Raw genomic sequence first — 19,792 nt, forward strand, 5'->3', positions numbered from 1 at the left:
ACAGGTGATGTATGATGATAGAACTGTTCGTCATTAAAGACACAGAGTGGCTTGAGCTGGTTGCAGAAAGCGTATCGCTTGAAGGCCATCGTTATCAGGCGCCGCGCTCCATTGAAGCGACCATCGTCACCAAACAGGGCGACCAGACGTATTACAGTGTCTCAGAAGGAGATACGGTCTTGTTTAAATGGAAGGGAAAAGAGCTGTTTCGGGGCATTGTTTTTGCAAGAACCCCGGACGAGCATACGCTTGCCTTCAGCGCTTATGACATGCTGCAGTACCTGGTCAAAAACCAGGATATGTACGTGTTTTCCAATCAGCGGGCCGACCAGATCATCAGAAGGATTGCTAGTGACTTCCAGATACCGACAACCTCGATCGCGAACACAGGCCATACGATCAAAAGTCTTGTCATTAAAAATGATACGACATTGTATGACATCATATTAAAAGCGCTGAAACAGACGAAAAGCCAGACAGGACGACATTACCAGCTGTATTCGGAAAAAGGAAAGCTCGGTCTGCGCGCTTGGCCAGATCCGTCAGAGGTATGGGTGCTTGAAACGGGCGTCAATATCACAGGCTACCAATACAGCACTTCTATAAACGACACTGCTACTCGGGTGGTGCTTCGCCGGCAAAAGGACAATAAGACATATAAAGCCTCTGCTAAGGACAGTTCAGGCTTAAATAAATACGGTGTGCTTCAATATACGGAAACGGTCACAGATGACATCAACCAGGCACAGCTTCAGCAGCGGGCAGATGTACGCCTTGCTGAAAAAAAGGGCGTGAAAAAAGAACTGAAAAATATTCAGGCAGTGGGCATCCCGGAAGTGCAGAGCGGCTTGCCCGTCTATATTTCGATTCCAGAGGCCGGTATCAAGAAAACCTATTGGGTAGATACGGACCGGCATGAATTTAAAGGAACGAAACATACGATGACGATCGATGTTGTCGAAAAGAATACGATGCCGGAAGGAGTATCCTGATGAGATTAAGTGAGGCTATAAAACATTTGGCAGTCGGCGCAATTGACGCTGAGTCTCCGGTAGAACTGCTCCCGGCTGAAGTCGTTTCAGTTTCTCCTGTGGAAATCAAATTAAAAGAAAACAGCAAACTGATCATACCGGAAGACGCCATCATTATCCCAAAACGAATGCAGTCCGGAGGAGACGATGCACTCGAGCTGGGGGATCGCCTCATGACCGCGGCTCTGACTGGCGGGCAATCGTTTTTTATTTTAGATAAGGTATAGACAAAACCGCTTCAGTACGAAGGGGTTTTTATTTAGCATGTAAAAGGAGTGGGCATCATGGCCCTGACACCAGAAGTGGAGTTTGAGGATTTTGAAGATGAGAGCGAAGTCATTGAAACCTCGCAAACGTATAAAATAGATTTTGAAAACGGAAGAATTACGAATGAGCTGATTACAGGGCTTGAAGCGATCAGGCAGTTCGTGTATATCGCCTTACAGACAGAACGCTATGCGTATTCCGTATATAGCCATAATGTCGGTAATGAGCTTCAGGACGTGCTGACAGATCATGAGACGACGGATGCCTATAAAAAGATGGAGATTCCGAGGCTGATAGAAGAGGCGCTGGTTTATGATGACCGGATATCTGCTGTAACAGATTTTGAGATTGAAAAACAAGGCGATGCGTTTCATGTGTCCTTCGTGGTGGAGACGGATGAAGGAACGCTTGAGATTGAGGAGGTGATTGGCGAAGATGTTTGAAGATCAGACTTTTGAAGCGATTATGGAGCGTATGCTGAACAGCATTTCCGCAGATATTGACACAAGAGAAGGCAGCGTCATTTATAATGCGTTAGCCCCAGCGGCGGCCGAGCTTGCGAAGTCTTATATATGGCTGGATACTGTGCTTGAGCTAGTTTTTTCTGATACCGCACAAGGCGAATTTTTAGACAGGCGTGCAGCGGAAGCGGGAATTGAACGGACAGCCGCGACAAAGGCGGTCAGAGCGGGAGAGTTTACATCTGGAGTTACTATTCCTGTCGGCTCCCGCTTTTACGTGGATAATCTTTATTTTCAATATACGGCAGACGGGACGCTCATCTGTGAAACACCTGGTGAAGCGGGAAACGCCAATCTGACCGGACGCAATTTACTGTCATTGGATACCATTCCCGGTTTAGAAACGGCCATTGTCAAAGAAATCCTGATTCCGGGGCGCGAGGAAGAGGGAGATGACAGCTTGCGAGAACGGTATTTTACAAGGGTTCGGCGTGAGGCCGTCAGTGCCAATAAAATGCATTATAAAGAGTGGGCTGAGGAAGTGGACGGTGTGGGAAAGGCAAAGATCTTCCCGCTTTGGAACGGTGAAGGCACGGTCAAAATTGTCGTCACCAATGCGAATCTTGAGCCCGCTTCTCCTATTTTAATTCAAAAAGTGAAAGATTATATCGACCCTGAACCAGGACAGGGAGAGGGACAGGCGCCAATCGGAGCCGTTGTCACAGTGGAGAGCGCGGTCTGGAAAGAAGTTGAGATTTCTGCCGAAGTGCTGCCTGAGATCAATCACTCAATTGATGAAGTGAAGTCAGAAATTGAGGAAGGCGTTTTAAATCTCTTTAAGAAAATGGCTTTTGAAGATAACGTCATCCGCCTTTCTCAAATTAACAATATCGTCTATAATTCACCATCAGTCAGTGACTACTCCAATATTCAAATCAACGGCACGTCTGAAAATCTGGTGCTGAGCGACGTGGAAATTCCTAAGCTTGGGCAGGTGAAGATCATTGAGCAAACAAGATGACATGACAGCGTATCTGCCGCCGTTTCTTACCAGCCTTAAAGAAATGGCTGAGCTGCTGAAAGCGGAAGCGCCTGAGTTTGATAAACAAAATGACAGCATATTTGATCTGACGGATCAGTTATTCGTACCGACGGCGACATGGGGGCTCAGCCGCTGGGAAAAGATTTTAAACGTACCGCGGGAATCAGGTGACACTGATGAGATCAGACGATTGAGGCTCATTTCCAAAATGTCGAACATCCCGCCAATCACATACAGGGCCATTGAGCAGGCGGTAAACCGTTTCCTGAAAAACCCGTCTGCACAGGTCCGCCTGCTTCCCGGCGAATACCGATTTAACGTCGATATCAATGTTGATGACCTCCAGCACATGAATGAGCTGATCGAAGCGATAGAAAACATGAAGCCCGCTCATTTGGCGTATACTCTCAGAGGCGGATTGAACGAGACGCTGCAAATCAAAGATACAGTCATCCTGAATCACCGCAGATACCGAACAGCCAGTGAGCTCAAGGTCGGTTATTCTGTCACTCTTAACAACAATGAGGTGGTTTTAACTTGATTTCAACCATATACAGAGAACGCACAGCGGCTGATCTAAAAAGCAGAATCGATCACGTGCTGCTCAACGGCCAAAAAACAGAAATAGTAGAGCTTGCCATTGACGGTGCGACCGTCACCGTTCTGACAAAACGTGAGGAAGACATCAAGCATATCGAAACGGTACAAATTTTTGACGAGCTGGGCAACGTCATTACAGAGAGAAAGACTGACCTGGACGTCAGCGAAAACAGAACACTCGATTTCAGATTTACTTTTGAGGTGGTGTAAACATGGCATACGAAGAAAAAACAGACTGGCTTCCGGACGACCCAATCAACGAAGATGACGTCAACCGCTGGGAAAAAGGCATAAAAGACGCCCACACCGACCTGGCCGACCACAAAAACGACATGAACAACCCCCACAACACAACAAAGGCGCAAATCGGGCTGGGGAATGTGGATAATGTGCAGCAGGCGTCGAAGAAGGATTTTGACAAGCATATTTCAGATGAAACCATACACATTTCATCTAGCGAGAGGACAAAGTGGAACAACGCACAATTAACTAAGCTAACTGATGAAAACGGAAAATATCTAGCAAGCATCCAAAATGGTCTGGATTTTCACAAAATTGTGGAAGAATTGGATCAAACCTTTTTCTTTTATACTGATAAGACTGGAATCAATACCCCACCGTTTGCCACTAGAGGATTGTATATTGGCTGCAAATCTTATGGAGAAGCTTTGGCAATGGATTATGAAGGAGGTACATGGCGAAAAACCCTGAATGATTCCGGCTGGACTGATTGGGTTCAATTAGAAACTTCAGAAGGCGCTCAAGTTAAGGTGAGGAGCCATGAAGAAAAAACTGAAATACATGTAAATAAAAGCGATAAAGACAAATGGAATTCTGGACAGTTATTTAAAATAACTGCCGATAACGGGACACAAAAGATTAACCTGTCATCTGGATCTTTTTATGATTCGCTTAAAGATGTCGGGACTGTCACTTTCTATGGAACAAACGCGGTCACAGATAACCCGTCAAACACAAGTCTTCGAGGTATGCAATTGGTCGGTCAGCTAGGAATAGGCATTGGATATGCTGTGGATGTGAGAGGTAACGCTTGGTGGTTTTACTATAACGCTAACGACAGCGCGATCAATTGGTATCAAATTGAGTCTATAACGGGGGCGCAGTCAAAGATAGATGCACATGCCAATAGAACAGATATCCATGTAACACAATACGATAAGGACAAATGGAATAATGCACAACTATATAAATTAACTGATACTCAAGGCTGCCGGACTAAAATCCCAGATGGGACTGACTTATTAACGCTGCCCTCTGGCTTTTATTATGCATTAGGGAATGTCATAACAAACAACCCTGTTTCAGGAGATGGATCATGGTATAACTATGATGTAATCGAAACAGGGAGTGGCGGGCGAAAAACAATTTTGGCCTCTAGAAGTTATGACGGAGCCTTTTGGACAGCAACGATCCATACAGACGGCGTGTTTAAAGGCTGGAATAAGATCGAGACTGAGGCAAGTGCTCAAACCATAGCAGATAAAGCGCTAGCTGATGCAAAAAACTATGTTGACACAAATTATACAAATCAAAAGTTAACTGTACTTACAGGGTCTAGTGCAATTCAAGACGCAAGAACTGGAGGGAATGAATATCCTCCGGGGTTAACTTTAATGGATATTGGGCAAGGTAATACAACTGGTTATCCACTAGGTTATGGAATCGTCAAAAATGAGAAATATCATGATTATAGATTCACTCAATATTTTTATGGTACTGGAAATGAATCAAGTAGTTATTTTGATAATACTGGTACATGGATACGGCACTGGTGGAGTGGGTCAGGCTGGACAGCTTGGCATAAAATTTCTGGATTTGCACATGCCAATATTCGGGCCAACAGCATACAATATTTAAATAAAGCTAACCATACAAAAATTCAGTTTAAACGCAAAATAAAAGATAGTCATAATGCTTTTGACACAAATAATAGTAGATTCGTTGCTCCTAATGATGGAATGTTTTTAGTGGGAGTTGGGCTGTATATGATAAATACACCGGCTTACATCAATTTTCATCTGAAACTCTATCTCAATGGATCATTGTATAAACCAATTGACCATAAGAGAGGGGACTTTGTTGATAAGCAAAATGAAATGTACCTTGGATTAAATGGTAATGTAACTGTTCCTATGAACAAAGGTGACTATATAGAGATCTATTGTTATTGCAATTATAGCGGTGATGATAGAAGAGGTGTATCCGATTTTAACGAGCTATACAACTATATAGACATCCAAGAACTTGGAGGACTTAACTATCCTACAGTATAAGATAGGAGGCAAAATGATGATCGCAGAAGCAATCATGTTTAAATACCCCAGTGCAGACCCAACAAGAGATTTTATCGTTCAGAATGACGGGGAAGGGTCTTATATAGCCGAGTGGAACCTGCGCGCCCCCATCCCAACCCAAAAAGAACTCGAAACCTGGTGGGAGGAGCTGCAAAAAAACCCGCCGTACGAGCCGCCCGATCAGGTAGAGCTTCTCGCTCAAGAGTTGTCGCAGGAAAAGTTGGCACGCAAGCAGCTTGATGAGCTGAACAAAACTTTGGGAAGCGAGCTGGCAGGTATTAAGCTTTCACTACTTTCTTTGAAAGGAGATTACTCTGAATGAATTATTGGGTGCTTGCCCTCTATTATGAGTGGGCGACAGCAGATATGGTAAAGCAAGCATTAGCATATAAAGACTGTTCAATTGAGGATCTGGCAGAGGGTGTGAACAAAAAGCTGATCACAGCTGACCAGTATAAAGAAATTACCGGTAAAGCCATGTAGTAAGGCTTTTTTATTTTGCCTGTTTTTAGATCAAAGGAGGATGAAGATGGTGAAGTATCAATATGAATTTCCTCTCGATAGGACTGGAAAAGCCGGCGCTGTAAAGCCCTATCGAGGAGGAAAAAATGATTTTGTGACACCTGTTTCGAATTTGTCAGGCGTAGCGGAGATTTTAACAAATGCTTCCTTAAAGGCGACTGAGGCATATAGTCAGCTCGGGCAGGACAGGCTTGGCGCAGTTCTGATTTCGAAAGTGAAGGGCTGGGCGTATGCAGATCGTGAAGGTACGCTCTTTATAGAAGAAAGCGACAACAACAATGTTTGGACAACGACAGCAGCAGTTAATGTCGCAGCAGGTGTCCTGACAGCGACGGACTGGGTATATCTTTCTAAACGCTATTACCGCTTCCGCTATGTGAACGGGAATCTTCAGCAATCTGAGTTTGTATTATACCAATCAGTCGGTGCGGGTGAGATGGATGTGCGTGTCAATGGAAAAACGCCTTTACAGATTGACTTTGCGGAGAATCAAACACACGATGGACGGCTGAAAGTCGAGGCTCGCAAAACATTTGACTTTGTCTTTCATGAAAATGCAGAGTCCGCCGGCGAGGGGACTGCCTTACCTGTTGACGGTGCCGCGCATTTACTCGTTGAAGTCTGCGGCACAGCAGAAATGAGCGAAGTCAAATTTTGGGGCAAATCGGTGTCAGGACAGAAACTGCCGATCAGAGGCGTGAAAACTGATGATGCTACCACTGCCTCCAGTACATTAGGAAAAGCCGAGGCATGGGCCTTTGATATTAAAGGGTTTAAGGAGATTATCATGGAGATTATCAGTATCACCGGCGGTACTCTTTCGGTAAAAGGGACCGCGGTTTCATAACAGTCTCGGCCCTCGGAAGGGAGGTGATCTGCATGTGAAGGAGGAGTGAGAGATGCAGCAAGAGGCAGATGTGAATGTGTTTCAGCAAGATTTAGCAGACATGAAAGGCGAGCACAAAGCACTTGAGCAGAGGGTTTCTGCATTAGAACGCGTGTCTGACCGGCAAGACCAGCAAATCATGACGCTGAACGAAAAATTAAACAAAATTGAAGAAAACACCACGTGGATTAAACGCACCATCACAGGTGCCATCATTACAGCAGTGTCTACAGGCATCATTGGCGGAGCCATCGCCATTATGTACAGCCTGCTGCAGCATTAAAGGGGGATTTTCATGAACACGTTTGACAAGGGCACGGTCATCAGGACGGTGCTTCTTTTAATTGCTTTAATCAACCAGACCATGCTGATGCTCGGCAAATCACCATTGGATATTCAGGAGGAGCAGGTCAATCAGCTCGCTGACGCCCTTTATTCAGCCGGTTCCATTGCATTTACAATTGGAACGACACTTGCCGCTTGGTTTAAAAACAACTATGTAACAGAAAAAGGGAAAAAACAGCGCGACTTGTTAAGGGACAATAATCTGACGAAATAAGGAGAGATGAAAATGGTTAACATTATTCAAGACTTTATTCCGGTTGGCGCAAATAACCGTCCAGGCTACGCAATGACGCCGCTCTACATTACGGTGCACAATACAGCGAATACCGCAGTAGGAGCAGATGCTGCAGCGCATGCCCGCTATTTGAAAAATCCTGATACGACGACAAGCTGGCATTTTACAGTTGATGATACAGAAATTTATCAGCATTTGCCTTTAAATGAAAACGGCTGGCATGCGGGAGACGGAAATGGCAGTGGCAACCGGGCTTCTATCGGAATTGAAATTTGCGAAAATGCCGATGGCGATTTTGCAAAAGCAACAGCAAATGCCCAGTGGCTCATCAAAACATTAATGGCTGAACAAAATATCAGTCTCGCCAATGTCGTCCCTCATAAGTATTGGTCAGGGAAGGAATGTCCGCGAAAATTGTTAGATACGTGGGATTCGTTCAAAGCAGGAATTGGGGGAGGCGGCAGCCAAACTTACGTCGTGAAACAGAGCGACACGCTTACATCCATAGCGAGAGCATTTGGTGTTACGGTTGCTCAGCTGCAAGAGTGGAACAATATCGAAGACCCGAATCTTATTCGCGTTGGTCAAGTATTAATTGTAAGTGCTCCATCGTCCACTGAAGAACCCGAGCTCTATCCGCTCCCTGATGGTATCATTCAATTGACAACACCTTATACCTCAGGAGAACACGTCTTTCAGGTGCAACGAGCACTTGCGGCTCTGTATTTTTACCCTGATAAAGGCGCTGTCAACAACGGAATTGACGGCATTTACGGCCCGAAAACAGCTGACGCAGTCGCGCGTTTTCAGTCTGTTAACGGCCTGACTGCCGACGGTATTTACGGACCTGCGACGAAAGCGAAGATCGCAGCGCAATTAAGCTGATCACAGACCACAAAAATCCCGGAGCTGGTTCCGGGATTTATTTTTTCTTCTTCAACTTTTTAATAATTCCAGCACTGCGCTCCCTCACCCGAAGCGAGTACCCGGAAAGCCCAAACCTTCCGTAATCAACAAACTTCACACGCCTCACCAATTTTTTCACTGTATCACCTGACATTATCCTCTGTTTGTATTTATTATATGTAACCCTTTAAGAAAAGGAATAAGGACAAGAGCTGTTTTCCCTTGTCCTTTTAGTGTGATCATGCTTTTTTTCGTTTATACTCGTCAATCAGCCGTTCGTTTTCTTTGAAGATTCTTGCTGTATGCGGACTGACTTGATAGCTTGCGACACTGGTGGTTGAACGTTTTTTCAGGATTTTAAACGGCTTCGCCGCTCTGGGCTCGCATCTGTTTTGAAACGCACGTTCCATTATCCTTCACCTTCCTCCTCAATTGGCAGCACCAAATCATATATGCTCGTTAATGATGTAAATAGCAAATAATCAAATTCCGTGACAATGCTGTCAGACGTCAGCTTGATGACATAGTTCTGTGTCTCGATGGTAAAAGGGATGAGAACCACTTTTCCGTATTGGTCGTAATAAACATCCTTTCGATCGAGCCGTGTTTGTACATCTGCCGGATCATCCATATGCTCGGTTAACCGGTCTTTATCAGCCTGTGTCGAATAGTGGCAAAGAGAGGCCGTTAAGTTCATTTTATCAGCATAGGTTTTCAGCAGCTTATCAATACCTTCAGCATAAGCATCTATACTTCCATAATAAACATGGATTGGTTCGTTTTTCAATAGGTATTGGTATGTTTTCAGCCGATTAAGGTATATGTGGAGCATTTCGTTGTTTTCTTCAAGAATTTCTCTTGTGTCTGTTTCAAGCTCGCTGCCGGCCAGTTTTTTGACGTATGCACTTAAGAAGATAAAAGCATCAATCAAAGCAAAACTGACTGCGACAATGAGATACCGTTCCCAGTGGGTAAATAGGGAAGTGGGCTCATATGTCCAGTATACCATAGCGCCCAGAACAAACAGCAAATACCAAGTTTTCCGGATGGCGGACATTTTTTCTTTGACCTTCGTTTCGAAACGCCACGTGGCATACACGTATAACCCCAGTCCGGCCACGATGCACCAGACCATGATCTGAAAGAATAAAACCATATTCGAATCCCTCACATCTGAAATAGGTTCTGCTTATTGTATTCGAGAGATCCGGATGGTTTTCCTGTTCCATCAAAAAAACCGCTCCTTTGACAGAAGCGGTGTGACATTAAAATATCATATTTAAAATAAAGTAGGCGATGGCACCTAGTGTCGCTGAAATCGGAAGCGTGATGACCCATGTAATGAGCATTCGCTTGGCCGTACCCCAGTTTACGCCTTTTACCCGGTGTGACGCACCGACGCCAAGAATTGATGAAGAAATGACGTGGGTTGTACTGACCGGCAAATGAATAAACGTGGCGCCGAAAATAATGGCTGCTCCGGTTAAGTCAGCGGAAACACCGTTTACCGGACGGATTTTCATGATCTTTCCGCCAACGGTTTTGATGATTTTCCAGCCGCCGATTGATGTTCCGAGACCCATGGCTGTCGCGCAGGCGAATTGCACCCAGGTAGGAATATCATTAGCAGAAGTATGTAAATTCGCTGTGATGAGAGCCATTGTGATAATTCCCATTGCTTTTTGTGCATCGTTTGTTCCGTGTGTATACGATTGCAGGGCAGCTGTTACAATCTGCACTCTGCGGAATTGCTTATTCGTTTTCGCCAAGTTGCTGTCTTTGAAAATCAGCTTAACGATGCTATAAAGAATAAAACCAAGGACAAAGGCAATAATTGGTGATAGGATCAGTGCTTCAATGATTTTAATGAAGCCCTTATAGTTTAACGCTGCAAATCCGGCTGCCGCAATGGCTGCACCGGCAATAGCGCCGATGATGGCATGGGATGAGCTGCTTGGGATACCGTAGTACCATGTGATAAGGTTCCAGGCAATTGCAGCGAGTAGCGCAGCCAAAATGACAACAGAGCCATTTTCCAGCGTATAAGGATCTACGATGTCTTTCGTAATGGTTTTGGCAACACCTGTAAACGTCATTGCTCCGATAAAATTCATCACAGCAGCCAATATAATGGCATGGCGCGGTTTCAACGCTTTTGTCGATACCGAAGTCGCAATTGCGTTTGCCGTATCATGAAACCCGTTGATGAAATCAAACGCCAGAGCACAAATGACTATTAGTATCGTTAATATTAATAGAATATCCATTTTTACCCCTCGTTACGCGTTTTTCATAATGATGGTTTCAAGATTATTGGCAACACTTTGACAAGAGTCGGCGATTTCTTCAAGCGTTTCGTAAATTTCACGATATTGAATGACTTTGATTGGGTCTGTTTCATTTCCGAAAAGATTCTTTAATGATTTTCTGTGCAAGTTGTCACAGCTGTGCTCATACTCTTTTATTTTGATTGCGTGAGGCTGAATATCCTTTAAGCGATTTTCTGCCAGCAGCTCGATCGTAATCAAAATCTCTTTCGCGCATTCTCTGATGTATCCGCTGAATTTATCGATATGCTCGTCTGATGAAGTAATTGAGAAAATCTCCATCATGGCAGAGAAATGTTCGATTCCGTCAAGCACATCATCCAAGCTGTTTGTCAGCTGAAGGATATCTTCGCGCTCAATAGGAGTGATGAACGCTTTGTTAAGCTCTTTAATCATGACATGAACATGATTGTCACCTTTTGTTTCATATTCCTTTAACGTATCTGCAAATTCTTTAAGAGTCGTTTGGTTAGTGACCTTAAAATTCACAAAATATTCTGCAGTTTCGTCTATGTTCTTTGCAATTTCTGTTAAAAGGAGTGAGAACTTATCTTTTTTTCTTCTTATCATTAAAAACCCTCCATAGTTTGAATGAACAATGCACACATCAAATTATTATATAGCCTTTTGTCGAAAAAAAACAGGTAAAGTCGAAAAAAACGTATCTTGACTTTTTTGATAAATCGTGTCTCCTTATTTTGACCTACTTCGCTTTAAAAAAACGACCCAAGTTTGCAAAAACTTTCTGCTTAACGTAAAAAGTATATCAAAAGTTGTGTTTTTCCTGTCAACTTTTATCTTCTGTTTCACCAAAAAACGGTTCCCTAAACAAGGGAACCGTTTTATCAGCTTGCTTTTCGTTTTTTCATCCCGTAATAGACAGGCAGTCCGGCAAGGCCGATGAGGATGGATAATCCGCAGCTCATTGTATCTGTAATGAGTGTGCTGCCTAACACAAAGAAGGAGCCCGCGATTGCCAGAATTGGCATAAATGGATAAAGCGGAACACTGTAGGCGCGCTTTTTTCCCTTTGCTCGCTTGCGGAGAATAAACACTGCAAAAAAGGCCATCACATAAAAGATGTAGATCATGAAAATGGAGATTTCTGAGAGCTTATCAGGGTTGCTGATCAGCATCATAATCAAAGCTAAAGCAATTTGAAAAGAAATTGCAATCCATGGTGTGCGGAACGACGGGTGTACATGTGACAGTTTTTCAGCAAATGGAAGCTGTTTGCGTTCCGCCATTGCAAATGAAACACGCGGGAAAGAAAGCACCTTTCCATTTAAGCACCCAAAGATGCTGACGATAATCCCTACACTGATCAGCTTTCCGCCAATTGACCCGAACAGCATGGTTGCCGCGGTGCTTGTCGCATTTTCACCAAGCGTGACTATTTCGTTCGCTGACAGGATGTGGAGCAATGCAAAATTAATGAAAATATAAATCGCCGTTACAATTAATAATCCGCCCGTCATTGCACGCGGCAGCAGCTTTTCGGGATTTTTCATTTCTCCGCCGAGAGCGGCAAGGAGAATCCATCCGTCATAAGCAAACAACGTAGCTAAAATAGCCGCCCCGAAGTTCATATCGGAAATGCTTTCGTTTACTGCTGTGAAGATGTGCTGATCGCCTTTCCAAAGGCCAAAGATGATGATGCAGGCAATCGGAATCAGTTTTCCGATCGTTGTCAGCGTTTGGACAAAACCGCCATATTTTGTACCAATAATATTAATGACGCATAAAAAGAGAACTGCTATGATTCCAATGACTTTTGATAGTCCAGATCCCCAGCCGAAAAGATTCGCCATTAAAGATCCAAAATATAAACCCAGCGCGCCGATAATCGCTGGACCGTAAATGATAATCTGCACCCAGCCGCACAAAAATCCCCAAAACTCGCCGTACACTTCTTCAAGGTACGCATAAAGCCCGCCGGTTTTTGGAATCTGCGTTCCGATTTCCGCGATTGTCAAACCGCCCGCCAGTGTTAAAATACCGCCTAACAGCCAGGCGAAAAGCGCCGTTTTTGAATCACCTGAATAAGAAAGCACAGCGCCGGGCTTCATAAAAACACCAGAACCGATAATGGTTCCGATGACAAGAGTAAGGGCAAACAAGAGGCCTATCTCTTTTTTCAAACCGTTGTCTTCAGTATGCATGTCCTTAACCTCCTAGGATGTTGAAGCTTCATGTTGAAGAATCTATTTTTTCATATTGTAAACCCTATTTTAGAAAAGTGAAATAAAATAAATTTTCTGATTTCCGAAATTTGCTTTGTGTACAGCAGATAAAACTGTGGAAACACCTGTTTTAACAATCTATAAACGAATAAAATTCATGATGTTTATTTGTAAAGTTCGTGTTTTCTGTATTAGGATTTTAGCCAGTACAGAGGGGAGATGAGAATTCAGAAAATGAACGAACCTTCGGTGAAGCTGATATGTTGACTTTCTCATGCGAATAAAATACTTTGTTATTAGAACAATAAATATACAATTATGATATGATATCTCGAAATCGAGATAAAATAACCTGGAGGGACAGCATATGAAAGTTAACGGCATTCACCACGTATCGGCATTAACGGCCGACGCACAAAAAAACTTGGATTTCTATAAGAAAGTATTAGGATTAAAGCTCGTCAAAAAATCCGTCAATCAGGATGAACCGACAATGTACCATCTGTTCTACGGAGATGAAGTGGCAAACCCGGGAACTGAGCTGACGTTTTTCGAGATTCCCCGCATTGCACCGTTTCATGCGGGAACAAACAGTATTTCTTCTATTGGTTTGCGCGTCCCAAGCACAGAAGCCCTGCATTACTGGAAAGAACGTTTTGAAGAGCAGCAAGTAACGCACAGCGGCATCTCCAAAAGAGCCGGACGTGACATATTGGCATTTCAAGATCATGAAGGGCAGCGACTTGTGCTGACTGCTGATGAGGAAGGAAAAGGATATGGCCTGCCTGTTAAACAGAGCGGCATACCGGAAGAATTTTCGTTTCGCGGGTTAGGGCCGGTTGAACTGACTGTGCCATATGCTGAACCAACCTTACACGTATTGACGAATATTCTTGGATTTATAGAAATCAGCCGTGAACCAGTCGAAGGGCAAGGAACCGCCGTTATTCTGGAATCAGGAGAAGGCGGTGCTGCAACGGAAATCCATTTAATAGAAAGAAACGATCTTCCGCGCGAGCGTCAAGGCAAAGGAAGTGTCCACCACGTCGCATTTCGGGTAAGAGATGAAGAAGAACTTGCCGGGTGGCACCGGATCATCAGCCGCGAAGGCTTTAGCAATTCAGGCATTGTGGAGCGCTACTATTTCAAGGCGCTGTATTTCAGAGAACCGAACGGCATTTTGTTCGAGTTATCAACAGACGGACCGGGCTTTATGGTAGATGAAAATCTTGATGAGCTTGGCCAAACGATTGCTCTTCCGCCATATCTAGAGCATCGAAGAGCAGAAATTGAAGCGAAATTGAAACCGATCCAATAAATTGTGATTCATTTGCCTTCCGGCGTGCCGGAAGGCTTTTTTATTTTGGGAAAACGCATCGCCGATTACGATTTAGAGAAAGGGCTTGAAACCAGCTGTATATAGGATGATTGGCATGAAATGGCCTCGGCAAAAATATTGTCTTTGTTTATTAATAGTTTATTCATATTTGCTTGTTACACTATTTCCAAGTTAGCCAAAAGGAGTGAAAAACACGTGGAAAAGAAAAAACGCGAGCTGGATATTTTCCTCATCCTCATTTTGCTCGCATCTGCATTCTTAAATATCTATAACATCTGGAATGATGATACGGTGAATCCTTATTACACCGCTGCAGTCACAAGTATGATGCAAAGCTTTCATAATTTCTTTTATGCTTCGTTCGATGCTGCCGGCTTTATAACAGTGGATAAACCGCCTGTTACATACCAAATCCAAACGATCAGCGCACTGATATTCGGTATGCACGGGTGGAGCGTCATTCTGCCTCAGGCATTGGCGGGTGTAGGTTCAGTCCTTCTTATGTACTTGCTGATAAAGCCGACATTCGGAAAAACGGCGGCGCGTATTGCCTCATTTGTTATGGCATGTACGCCGATAGCTGTAGCTGTAGCACGTACAAACAATGTTGATGCATTACTGGTATTTTTCTTATTGCTTGCTACATGGCTTCTCTTTAAAGCGATCAGAACAGGAAAGCTGATCTGGCTGTTAGCGGCATTTTTCGTTGTTGGGGTAGGTTTCAATACAAAAATGCTGCAGGCTTACATGATTTTACCGGCCTTCCTATTGTTCTATTTGATTGCGGCAAATGCCGCGGTGAAGAAAAAAATCATTTCGCTGGTAAGTGCGTTAGCCGTATTAGCAGCCGTTTCGTTATCGTGGCCGCTCATTGTCGACAATATCCCTGCAAGCAAGCGGCCTTATATCGGAAGCAGCCAAACCAACTCTGTTTTGGAATTGGCTTTCGGCTATAACGGAATCCAGCGGCTGACAGGCCAAAATTCAGGCGGCGTCCAGGGTGCGCCAAACAAAGACGCTTCAAAAGAAATGTCTTCTTCTGATAACACTCAAGCACCGCCTAATCAGTCATCAAGCAGCAGCTCATCAAATGATGACAAATCCTCAAATGGCAATATGACGGCACCTCCATCCAATGGCCAAATGCCAAGCGGAGGAGAAATGCCAAGCGACGGTCAAGGAGGCCCTCCAAGCGGCGGAGATGGCGGCCAAGGCGGACCCGGCGGAGACGGAGGGAAAGGCGGTACAGGAACGGGTTCGAAAATGCAATCAGGTTCAGGGATGTTTGGAACGGGAACACCTGGTCCACTGCGGCTTTTCCAACAAGAGTTATCTGATCAAATCAGCTGGCTTCTGCCATTTGCGATATTTGGAATCGCAGGCTTACTGATCGCTGGCGCAAGAGAAAGAAGAAGATTATCTATAGAGCAGAAGGAAACGGTGTTCTGGGTTGCGTGGCTTGTACCGATTGCCGGATTCTTCAGTGTCGCAGAATTTTTCCATCATTATTATCTCATCATGCTGGCACCGCCGATTGCGGCTCTTGTCGGTGCGGGATGGGTTGCTCTTGTTCATCTGTACCGCAATCAGACAGGCTGGAAAGCATGGCTTTTGCCGGGAGCAATTATTGCGACAACTGGATTTGAATTGTTTATTCTCAGAAACTACAACGATCAAATCGGTGCAGGCTGGAGCATCGGTGTAGGTGTTATCGGCGTGTTGTCAGCGATTGCTTTGCTGCTGTTTAAACAGCGCCAAAAACCGTTCAGTTATTATGTTTCACTTGCAGCTCTCCTCGCATTGCTGGTGATGCCGATTTATTGGGCAAGTACACCGCTTCTGTACGGAGGCAACAGCTCACTGCCTGAAACAGGCCCTCAGCTCGCATCAATGAGCGGAAAAGGCATGGGAATATCTGATGCGACTGTAAATGAAAAACTGATCAAATATCTAGAGGAGAATAACTCCGGAGCTGAATACCTATTCGCCACAACCGATTCGAACACAGCGGCACCATATATCATTAAAACGAAAAAAGCTGTCATGGCTATTGGCGGATTCAGCGGTTCTGACCCGGCTATCACGCTGACTCAATTCAAAAAGCTTGTAAAAGAAGGAAAAGTGAAATACTTCTTGGCTTCTGGAATGGGAAGAGGCGGAAACAATGACATTGTTGAATGGGTTGAGAAAAATGGAAAAGAAGTAGCATCAGAAAAATGGCAATCAAGTTCTGATCAAAAAACAGAAAATACTGATTCAGCTGATACATCAAGCAGCGAGGCTTCAGGTAAAAACGGCAAAATGGGCGGACCTGGCGGAATGAATCAGTCAGCAACATTATACGAACTACATGCTGATGAATAGGAGGCAAAAACATGAGCAGACATATTCAATATTCAATTGTTGTACCTGTGTATAATGAAGAGCTTGTCATTCATGAAACCTATCAGCGCTTAAAAGAGGTCATGGATCAAACGAAGGAAAACTACGAGCTGCTTTTTGTCAACGATGGCAGCAAAGACCGCAGTATTGAGATTTTAAGAGAGCACAGCCTGATCGATCCGAGAGTGAAAATTATTGATTTTTCAAGGAATTTTGGACACCAGATCGCCATTACGGCGGGTATGGATTATGCACAGGGGAATGCAATCGTCGTCATTGACGCCGATTTGCAGGACCCTCCTGAACTGATTTTAGATATGATTGAAAAGTGGAAGGAAGGCTATGAGGTCGTGTACGCCGTGCGGACTAAACGAAAAGGGGAAACCTTTTTCAAAAAACAAACCGCGGCTATGTTTTACCGGCTTCTCAGCGGTATGACAGATATTGATATCCCGATTGATACGGGGGATTTTCGTCTCATGGACAGAAAAGTCTGTGATGAAATGAAGAGATTAAAAGAAAAAAATCCATTTGTCAGAGGGCTAGTCAGCTGGGTGGGCTTTAAACAGACAGCGGTCGAGTATGTACGTGATGAAAGGCTTGCCGGAGAAACAAAGTACCCGCTCAAGAAAATGCTGAAGCTGTCAATGGACGGCATCACGACATTTTCACATAAACCGCTGAAGCTGGCAAGCTATGCGGGGATTTTAATGTCAGGTGCTGGATTTCTGTATATGTTTATCGTGCTGTATCTGAAGCTATTCACAGACAGCACGATTACCGGCTGGTCATCACTTATTGTGATCCAGCTCCTGTTCAGCGGCATTGTCCTTCTGATTTTGGGCGTGATCGGCGAATATATCGGCAGAATCTACGATGAAGCCAAAGACAGGCCGCTTTACATCGTCCAAAAATCGTATGGAATTGAAAATAAAAGACTCTATAGAGACCAGCATATGTCATAACCTTAAACCCCCTGTCCGTTACGGACAGGGGGTTTTTATGCTCTGAGCACGATCTAAAGCAAAAGATGCTGATAGATATATGGAAATTGGGTAAAGAAGAGATTGTGAGCTTGTACTGCGGTTCAGTCATGCTGAAATAAAAACAGCAAAACTTAAAGATTTCGTCATCGGCTTTGCTGCATGTCAGCTGTTAGATTGGGGGGGCTTTTAAGAAACGCATGATTAGAGCCGTACCAGTTATGTTTAATAGAATACTGGTACCCAATACAATTCCCCACGTCAACGTCGATTCAGAGAGAAGAAAGCTCAGCAAAAGAAAAGCCAATCCTGCGCAGATCATACTCAGTCCCACGGTTTTCATGTTCATGCCTCCTAGCAAACGATGTTTCTAGCGTCTGATGAGAATGATGTCAATCTGTATGATATACGGATATCTCGTCAGAAAGTTTCATAGAACAATTAGGTCTTTTATCTAATAAAAAGCCTCAGACCGCTTTTGCGGCCTGAGGCATTATGTCTTACGAAGTTTTCTCTTCTTTTTGATCAAGTTTAATTTTTTTCGTCATTTCTTTGCCGTTTCGGAGAATTTTCACTTCAACGGTATCACCGATCTTTGCGTCTTTATATAAGATATTGCGCAATTCACTGCCTGTATCAATTTCTTTACCTTTTAGGCCGATGATAATATCCTCCGCTTTTAATCCGGCCTTTTCAGCAGGAGAGCCTGAAGCGACCTCACGGATGTAAACACCTTTATTCAGCTGGCTGCCGAACAGGCCGAGTGTGCCTTCTTGGTAATTTTGCGGCACTTGTTCTAAATCAAGCATGCTGACACCGATATATGGACGTTCAATTTGTCCTTTAGACAGCAGTTCTTCAGCAATCGGTTTTACGTCATTGCTTGGAATGGCAAATCCGATACCCTCAACATCATCCTCACTGATTTTCATACTGTTAATGCCGACAATTTTGCCGTCTGTATTTAACAAAGGACCGCCGCTGTTACCTGGATTAATTGCTGCGTCTGTCTGAATGACGTTAATGCTCGTTTCGCCGGCTGATGTAGACATTGAAACCGTTCTGTCCACGCCGCTAACAATTCCTTGTGTTACTGTGCGGGACAGATCTTTTCCAAGCGGATCCCCAATCGCAATAACGGTCTCGCCTGTTCTGAGATCAGATGAATCACCGAAGTTTGCCACTTTTGTGACGTGGTCATCACTGATTTGGAGGACGGCTAAATCAGTTAACGAGTCACTGCCTACCAGCTTTGCAGTAACCTCAGTGCCGTCATATAAAGATACCTTCAGTGATGATGCCCCTTCTACGACATGGTTATTTGTAATGATATAAGCCTTGCCATTCTCTTTTTTGAAAATGACACCTGACCCTGAACCGCTTTCTGTATCTTCGCTGGAATTAGAAGAACTAGAGCCGAACAAAGAGCTGTTTGATTGTGCCTGAAGATTTGTAATGCCGACAATCGCTGGTGAAAGGTCTTCTACCATATCTGAGATTTTAGAAGAGTCCTCGCTCTTGAATGCAGATGAGCTGCTTGAGCTTGATGAGCTTTTTTTAGATTCAGAGGAGGTGCTTGTTGCTGTAACAGATTGCGTTTGCTGCTGGCTGGATGATTGTTTTGCAGTGTCCTGAGAATCATGGTCGCCAAGCGGTGTAAACGTGTAAATGCCAAGGGCAAGACTGCCGCCGATCACTCCGCCAAGCAACGGTCTGAACCATCCGAATCCTCGTTTTCTCTTCTCCTGATCATGAATGACATTGCGGGCCGAGTAGGAGGTGCTCTGATCGTTCTCTTTCGTTAAAAAGACCTCATTCTCATTACCTTTCGTTCTGTTTTCATCACGATAGTTATCCATCATGTTCACTCCGTTTCTCTATTTTCACATTTCTATTTATATTGATAGGTTTATGACTTGAGTTTATCATAAACAAAAACTGTGGGATAAAAATGAAAAGATTATGTGA

General features: G+C 44.1%; 23 protein-coding genes and 1 pseudogene. 17 read left to right on the forward strand and 7 right to left on the reverse strand.

Translation table 11 applies throughout. The features are described 5' to 3' along the window. The first annotated feature begins 14 nt into the window (after positions 1-14). The 13 genes from FB592_RS07605 to FB592_RS07665 are packed head-to-tail and all read left to right on the forward strand — an operon-like array spanning position 15 to position 8,589. A complete protein-coding gene (locus FB592_RS07605) occupies positions 15-992 on the forward strand; it encodes a phage-like element PBSX protein XkdQ (protein ID WP_003245730.1) in 978 nt (325 codons plus the stop codon). Next, a complete protein-coding gene (locus FB592_RS07610; RefSeq protein WP_046160310.1) occupies positions 992-1,258 on the forward strand; it encodes a DUF2577 family protein in 267 nt (88 codons plus the stop codon). Before FB592_RS07605 ends, FB592_RS07610 begins: the two co-directional genes overlap by 1 nt. Before the next feature lie 57 nt (positions 1,259-1,315). Then, the gene (locus FB592_RS07615; protein ID WP_014663657.1) at positions 1,316-1,741 is read left to right on the forward strand and encodes a DUF2634 domain-containing protein; all 426 of its coding nucleotides are present in this window, start codon (positions 1,316-1,318) and stop codon (positions 1,739-1,741) included. After that, positions 1,734-2,780, forward strand: coding sequence for a baseplate J/gp47 family protein (locus FB592_RS07620; protein ID WP_003232669.1), 1,047 nt, complete (start codon positions 1,734-1,736; stop codon positions 2,778-2,780). The genes FB592_RS07615 and FB592_RS07620 overlap by 8 nt, the downstream gene beginning before the upstream one ends. Beyond that, positions 2,764-3,342: a YmfQ family protein gene (locus tag FB592_RS07625; protein WP_015483131.1), complete on the forward strand. Its 579-nt coding sequence runs from the start codon at positions 2,764-2,766 to the stop codon at positions 3,340-3,342. The genes FB592_RS07620 and FB592_RS07625 overlap by 17 nt, the downstream gene beginning before the upstream one ends. Further along, complete coding sequence (locus tag FB592_RS07630; RefSeq protein WP_003232665.1) at positions 3,339-3,611, forward strand: hypothetical protein; 273 nt, start codon at positions 3,339-3,341, stop codon at positions 3,609-3,611. Before FB592_RS07625 ends, FB592_RS07630 begins: the two co-directional genes overlap by 4 nt. A 2-nt stretch (positions 3,612-3,613) precedes the next feature. Beyond that, positions 3,614-5,695 (forward strand): hypothetical protein, encoded by a 2,082-nt coding sequence (locus tag FB592_RS07635; protein WP_049139759.1) that lies wholly within the window; start codon positions 3,614-3,616, stop codon positions 5,693-5,695. Positions 5,696-5,708: 13 nt separating this feature from the next. Then, the gene (locus FB592_RS07640; RefSeq protein WP_141949420.1) at positions 5,709-6,038 is read left to right on the forward strand and encodes an XkdW family protein; all 330 of its coding nucleotides are present in this window, start codon (positions 5,709-5,711) and stop codon (positions 6,036-6,038) included. Continuing rightward, positions 6,035-6,199 carry an XkdX family protein gene (locus tag FB592_RS07645; protein ID WP_014479563.1) on the forward strand — a complete coding sequence of 55 codons (165 nt, stop codon included), beginning with the start codon at positions 6,035-6,037 and terminating at the stop codon, positions 6,197-6,199. The genes FB592_RS07640 and FB592_RS07645 overlap by 4 nt, the downstream gene beginning before the upstream one ends. 46 nt (positions 6,200-6,245) lie before the next feature. Continuing rightward, positions 6,246-7,085 (forward strand): phage-like element PBSX protein XepA, encoded by an 840-nt coding sequence (gene xepA / locus FB592_RS07650; RefSeq protein WP_038828711.1) that lies wholly within the window; start codon positions 6,246-6,248, stop codon positions 7,083-7,085. A gap of 52 nt (positions 7,086-7,137) precedes the next feature. Beyond that, complete coding sequence (locus FB592_RS07655) at positions 7,138-7,407, forward strand: hemolysin XhlA family protein (RefSeq protein ID WP_003232655.1); 270 nt, start codon at positions 7,138-7,140, stop codon at positions 7,405-7,407. A gap of 12 nt (positions 7,408-7,419) precedes the next feature. Continuing rightward, positions 7,420-7,683, forward strand: coding sequence for a phage holin (locus tag FB592_RS07660; RefSeq protein WP_003232653.1), 264 nt, complete (start codon positions 7,420-7,422; stop codon positions 7,681-7,683). Positions 7,684-7,695: 12 nt separating this feature from the next. Next, positions 7,696-8,589: an N-acetylmuramoyl-L-alanine amidase gene (locus FB592_RS07665; RefSeq protein WP_141949421.1), complete on the forward strand. Its 894-nt coding sequence runs from the start codon at positions 7,696-7,698 to the stop codon at positions 8,587-8,589. 37 nt (positions 8,590-8,626) lie between these two features. Here the strand turns inward: FB592_RS07665 and spoIISC are convergent, their stop codons facing one another. From spoIISC to steT, 6 genes are all read right to left on the reverse strand, one after another. Next, on the reverse strand, positions 8,627-8,764 hold the full coding sequence (spoIISC, locus tag FB592_RS07670; RefSeq protein ID WP_003232648.1) for a three component toxin-antitoxin-antitoxin system antitoxin SpoIISC: 138 nt from the start codon (positions 8,762-8,764) through the stop codon (positions 8,627-8,629). A gap of 85 nt (positions 8,765-8,849) precedes the next feature. After that, entirely contained in the window at positions 8,850-9,020 is a 171-nt protein-coding gene (spoIISB, locus tag FB592_RS07675) for a three component toxin-antitoxin-antitoxin system antitoxin SpoIISB (RefSeq protein WP_003232646.1), read from the reverse strand. Continuing rightward, positions 9,020-9,766, reverse strand: coding sequence for a toxin-antitoxin-antitoxin system toxin SpoIISA (gene spoIISA, locus FB592_RS07680; protein ID WP_141949422.1), 747 nt, complete (start codon positions 9,764-9,766; stop codon positions 9,020-9,022). The genes spoIISB and spoIISA overlap by 1 nt, the downstream gene beginning before the upstream one ends. Positions 9,767-9,875: 109 nt before the next feature. Then, a complete protein-coding gene (locus tag FB592_RS07685) occupies positions 9,876-10,877 on the reverse strand; it encodes an inorganic phosphate transporter (RefSeq protein WP_014479569.1) in 1,002 nt (333 codons plus the stop codon). Positions 10,878-10,889: 12 nt separating this feature from the next. Beyond that, on the reverse strand, positions 10,890-11,507 hold the full coding sequence (locus FB592_RS07690) for a DUF47 domain-containing protein (RefSeq protein ID WP_003218470.1): 618 nt from the start codon (positions 11,505-11,507) through the stop codon (positions 10,890-10,892). Between the two features lie 275 nt (positions 11,508-11,782). After that, a complete protein-coding gene (gene steT / locus FB592_RS07695; protein ID WP_021479457.1) occupies positions 11,783-13,099 on the reverse strand; it encodes a serine/threonine exchanger in 1,317 nt (438 codons plus the stop codon). 388 nt (positions 13,100-13,487) lie between these two features. Between steT and FB592_RS07700 the strand changes: the two genes are divergently transcribed. The 4 genes and pseudogenes from FB592_RS07700 (at position 13,488) to FB592_RS07710 (ending at position 17,806) form a co-directional block, all read left to right on the forward strand. Beyond that, the gene (locus FB592_RS07700) at positions 13,488-14,438 is read left to right on the forward strand and encodes a ring-cleaving dioxygenase (protein ID WP_141949423.1); all 951 of its coding nucleotides are present in this window, start codon (positions 13,488-13,490) and stop codon (positions 14,436-14,438) included. Between the two features lie 108 nt (positions 14,439-14,546). Further along, a pseudogene (locus tag FB592_RS21070) lies at positions 14,547-14,642 on the forward strand (hypothetical protein); the annotation flags it as partial. A 12-nt stretch (positions 14,643-14,654) separates the two neighbouring features. Continuing rightward, a complete protein-coding gene (locus FB592_RS07705) occupies positions 14,655-16,823 on the forward strand; it encodes a glycosyltransferase family 39 protein (RefSeq protein ID WP_141949473.1) in 2,169 nt (722 codons plus the stop codon). An 11-nt stretch (positions 16,824-16,834) separates the two neighbouring features. Next, positions 16,835-17,806 (forward strand): glycosyltransferase family 2 protein, encoded by a 972-nt coding sequence (locus FB592_RS07710; RefSeq protein ID WP_015715747.1) that lies wholly within the window; start codon positions 16,835-16,837, stop codon positions 17,804-17,806. Between the two features lie 518 nt (positions 17,807-18,324). On the opposite strand, the gene htrA is transcribed toward FB592_RS07710, so the two are convergent. Then, positions 18,325-19,683, reverse strand: a complete 1,359-nt coding sequence (gene htrA, locus FB592_RS07715) for a serine protease HtrA (RefSeq protein ID WP_141949424.1) — start codon at positions 19,681-19,683, stop codon at positions 18,325-18,327. Positions 19,684-19,792: the final 109 nt, after the last annotated feature.

The sequence above is a fragment of the Bacillus sp. SJZ110 genome, assembly GCF_006715455.1.
GTDB classification, from domain to species: Bacteria; Bacillota; Bacilli; order Bacillales; family Bacillaceae; genus Bacillus; species Bacillus subtilis.

Bases quoted from the DNA above. Each gene is read 5' to 3' on its own strand.
- FB592_RS07660 (WP_003232653.1), top strand. From the start codon at position 7,420: ATGAACACGTTTGACAAGGGCACGGTCATCAGGACGGTGCTTCTTTTA.
- spoIISC (WP_003232648.1), bottom strand. From the start codon at position 8,764: ATGTCAGGTGATACAGTGAAAAAATTGGTGAGGCGTGTGAAGTTTGTT.
- FB592_RS07610 (WP_046160310.1), top strand. From the start codon at position 992: ATGAGATTAAGTGAGGCTATAAAACATTTGGCAGTCGGCGCAATTGAC.
- FB592_RS07605 (WP_003245730.1), top strand. From the start codon at position 15: ATGATAGAACTGTTCGTCATTAAAGACACAGAGTGGCTTGAGCTGGTT.
- FB592_RS07640 (WP_141949420.1), top strand. From the start codon at position 5,709: ATGATGATCGCAGAAGCAATCATGTTTAAATACCCCAGTGCAGACCCA.
- FB592_RS07645 (WP_014479563.1), top strand. From the start codon at position 6,035: ATGAATTATTGGGTGCTTGCCCTCTATTATGAGTGGGCGACAGCAGAT.
- FB592_RS07690 (WP_003218470.1), bottom strand. From the start codon at position 11,507: ATGATAAGAAGAAAAAAAGATAAGTTCTCACTCCTTTTAACAGAAATT.
- FB592_RS07635 (WP_049139759.1), top strand. From the start codon at position 3,614: ATGGCATACGAAGAAAAAACAGACTGGCTTCCGGACGACCCAATCAAC.
- FB592_RS07655 (WP_003232655.1), top strand. From the start codon at position 7,138: ATGCAGCAAGAGGCAGATGTGAATGTGTTTCAGCAAGATTTAGCAGAC.
- FB592_RS07615 (WP_014663657.1), top strand. From the start codon at position 1,316: ATGGCCCTGACACCAGAAGTGGAGTTTGAGGATTTTGAAGATGAGAGC.
- FB592_RS07620 (WP_003232669.1), top strand. From the start codon at position 1,734: ATGTTTGAAGATCAGACTTTTGAAGCGATTATGGAGCGTATGCTGAAC.
- spoIISA (WP_141949422.1), bottom strand. From the start codon at position 9,766: ATGGTTTTATTCTTTCAGATCATGGTCTGGTGCATCGTGGCCGGACTG.
- htrA (WP_141949424.1), bottom strand. From the start codon at position 19,683: ATGGATAACTATCGTGATGAAAACAGAACGAAAGGTAATGAGAATGAG.
- steT (WP_021479457.1), bottom strand. From the start codon at position 13,099: ATGCATACTGAAGACAACGGTTTGAAAAAAGAGATAGGCCTCTTGTTT.
- FB592_RS07700 (WP_141949423.1), top strand. From the start codon at position 13,488: ATGAAAGTTAACGGCATTCACCACGTATCGGCATTAACGGCCGACGCA.
- FB592_RS07665 (WP_141949421.1), top strand. From the start codon at position 7,696: ATGGTTAACATTATTCAAGACTTTATTCCGGTTGGCGCAAATAACCGT.
- FB592_RS07685 (WP_014479569.1), bottom strand. From the start codon at position 10,877: ATGGATATTCTATTAATATTAACGATACTAATAGTCATTTGTGCTCTG.
- FB592_RS07710 (WP_015715747.1), top strand. From the start codon at position 16,835: ATGAGCAGACATATTCAATATTCAATTGTTGTACCTGTGTATAATGAA.
- spoIISB (WP_003232646.1), bottom strand. From the start codon at position 9,020: ATGGAACGTGCGTTTCAAAACAGATGCGAGCCCAGAGCGGCGAAGCCG.
- xepA (WP_038828711.1), top strand. From the start codon at position 6,246: ATGGTGAAGTATCAATATGAATTTCCTCTCGATAGGACTGGAAAAGCC.